Below are 2,711 nucleotides of genomic sequence, written 5' to 3'. Positions count from 1 at the left end.
CCACCGGCACGCAACGCACCGCGCGCCAACCGTGCCCATAAAACAGGGCCGCACCGCCCGGCCCCGCGCCGCGCGGCTTCCGTAGAAACCCTGTCCTCAGAGGGAACCCTCTACGCTCCCCCCTCGCCTAGCGCGTGGCGATTGCGTAGGCTGTTGGCCTGACCGATACATACAACGGGCCATACGCCCGGCCTCAAGGCTTGCAGGGGAAAGAAGGAGACACGCCCATGCGATTCGACGTCGAATTGCTTCTGCTCGCGCTGGCGCCCGTCTTCCTGCTCTGCATCGCGTGGGAGGCCTGGCACCTCGCCCGCACTCGTGCGCAGGACCACGTCTATGCGTGGCGCGACACGCTGTGCAACGCGGCGCTCGCGCTGATGCACCAGGGCGCCGACAAGATCGCATGGCTGTTCGTGATCCCCGTTTATGCGTACTGCTACCGGCACTATCGACTGATCACCTGGCACGACGGCTGGCTGTCGTTCGCAGTGCTGTTCATCGCGCAGGATTTCCTCTACTACGTGTTTCATCGCGCGAGCCATCGCGTGCGCTGGCTGTGGGCCGCGCACGTCGTGCACCACTCGTCCGAGCGGATGAATTTCTCGACCGCGTTCCGCCAGAGCCTGATGTATCCCGTCGCGGGGATGTGGGTGTTCTGGCTGCCGCTCGCGTTCGCCGGCTTTCCGCCGCAACAGGTCGTCGGTATCGTGCTGATCAACCTCGCGTTCCAGTTCTTCGTGCACACGCAGGCGATCGGCAAGCTCGGCTGGCTCGAATACGTGCTGAACACGCCGTCGATCCACCGCGCGCACCATGCACGCAATCCGCGCTACATCGACCGCAATTACGCAGGCGTCCTGGTGATCTGGGATCGCCTGTTCGGCAGCTATGTCGAGGAAACGCCCGACGATCGGCCGCAGTACGGGATCGTCGAGCGGCTCGGCTCGAACAACCCGCTCGTCGCGACGTTCCACGAGTGGGTATCGATGACCGGCGACGCGTTGCGCGTCGACGGCTGGCGCAACAAGCTGCGCGCGATTTTCGGCCCGCCCGAATGGGCGAGCGCTTATCATGCGCAGATTGCCGAGGCCGCGAACCCCGATCCGCGCACCGTGCCGCTTGCGGCTGCGCGCGACCAATAAACCGTTTCAGCCAACGGCCGCCGCGCAGCCCGGAACCGAGCAGGCACGCGGCAGATGAGAAACACATCAGGCCATATCTACGAGGAGATCGAACGATGCAGACACGACAACACGCACCTACCCGCACCCGGCAACGCATGCTGCGCACCGCGCAAGTTGCAATCGCCGGCGCCGCGCTCGCGCTGCTCGCCGCGTGCGGCGGTGGCGGTGACGACAACAACAACAGCGCGTCGAACACGCCGCCGTCGGGCGTGAAGATGCAGATCGTGTCGTTCGGCGACAGCCTGTCCGACGCGGGCACCTACTCGCAGATCAAGCTCGGCTTCGGCGGCGGCCGCTTCACGACGAACCCCGGCCAGGTGTGGACGCAGGACGTCGCGCAGTACTACGGCGACACGCTGCAGCCGGCCAACCAGGGCGGCTTCGGCGTTCCGCTGCAGGCCACCGGCGGCCTCGGCTACGCACAGGGCGGCGCGCGCGTGACGCAGCAGCCGGGCATCGGCCACGCGGACGCGAGCGTGCCGAACGCGGACTACGCGCAGGCGACCACGATGCCGATCGCCGACCAGGTCAAGCAATACGTGTCGCAGCACGGCAGCTTCAACGCCGGCCAGATCGTGCTGCTCAACGGCGGCGCGAACGACATCTTCTATCAGGTCACGGCGCTGCAGGCGGGCGCGATCACGCCGACGCAACTGCAGCAGAACATCGGGGCGGCCGCGCAGCAGCTTGCCGGCATCGTCCAGCAGATCGTCGCCGCCGGCGCGACCCACGTGTTCGTGTCGAACGTGCCGGACATCGGCGGCACGCCGCTCGCGCTGCAAGCCGGCACGCAGACGACCCTCACGCAACTGTCGATGCTGTTCAACGGCACGCTCGCCGCGACGCTGCAGGCGCTCAAGGTCGATACGACCAAGTACGTGCTGATGGACACGTTCACGTGGCAGGACGGCATCCTCGCGAACTACCAGGCGAACGGCTTCACCGTATCGAACACCGATACCGGGTGCAACCTGAAGGCGATGGTCGCGGCCGCAACGCAATACGGCGTCGCGAACGCAACCGCATTCGGCTCGTCGCTGTTCTGCTCGCCGCAGACCTACACGGCCGCGAACGCGGACCAGACCTACATGTTCGCCGACACGGTCCACCCGACCACGCACCTGTACGCGCTGTTCGCGCAATTCGTGCAGTCGAAGATCGCGGCGTCCGGCGTCGGCAAGTAAGCCGCCGGCCACGCGCCCAAACGAAAACGCCCGACCGGTTCACCGGTCGGGCGTTTTTTCATGCGCGGGGCAACCGGCGCGGCGACGGTCGCGTCAGCCGCGCACCTTCGTCATTCGGTCGCTTCAAAAGCCGCGGCCGCGCGGCCGAGGCGATCGTTGACCGCGATCCATTCGACGGTCTCGGGCAGCTTCTCGACGAGAATCCGCGCGACCTGGGCGCGGTCGAGCGCACGCAGCATCCCGTACAGCTCGCGTGCATACGCGGACGGATCCTCCGGCGCCGCGACGAAATGCACGCCGTCGGCCTGCGCCCAGCGTCCCGCGCGCGACGCGCGTGCGACGA

3 protein-coding genes are annotated in these 2,711 nt (G+C 67.0%); 2 read left to right on the top strand and 1 reads right to left on the bottom strand.

Annotated elements, in window-relative coordinates; translation table 11 throughout:
• Positions 1 to 227 precede the first annotated feature (227 nt).
• Positions 228 to 1,142 (top strand): sterol desaturase family protein, encoded by a 915-nt coding sequence (locus JYJ84_RS33490; protein WP_122946172.1) that lies wholly within the window; start codon positions 228 to 230, stop codon positions 1,140 to 1,142.
• A 95-nt stretch (positions 1,143 to 1,237) separates the two neighbouring features.
• Positions 1,238 to 2,368, top strand: a complete 1,131-nt coding sequence (locus JYJ84_RS33485; protein WP_122946173.1) for an SGNH/GDSL hydrolase family protein — start codon at positions 1,238 to 1,240, stop codon at positions 2,366 to 2,368.
• A gap of 110 nt (positions 2,369 to 2,478) precedes the next feature.
• Here JYJ84_RS33485 and JYJ84_RS33480 read toward each other — a convergent pair.
• A partial coding sequence (locus JYJ84_RS33480; protein ID WP_275890760.1) for a Sua5 family C-terminal domain-containing protein occupies positions 2,479 to 2,711 on the bottom strand: 233 nt, incomplete at its 5' end.

This window comes from Burkholderia sp. LMG 13014 (assembly GCF_905232215.1).
Classification (GTDB): Bacteria; Pseudomonadota; Gammaproteobacteria; order Burkholderiales; family Burkholderiaceae; genus Burkholderia.
Note: the sequence above shows the minus strand (reverse complement) of the source record. Positions and strands in the feature narration are given on the sequence as shown.

Excerpts from the sequence above, each read along its gene's own strand:
- JYJ84_RS33490 (WP_122946172.1), top strand. The coding sequence starts at position 228 with ATGCGATTCGACGTCGAATTGCTTCTGCTCGCGCTGGCGCCCGTCTTC.
- JYJ84_RS33485 (WP_122946173.1), top strand. The coding sequence starts at position 1,238 with ATGCAGACACGACAACACGCACCTACCCGCACCCGGCAACGCATGCTG.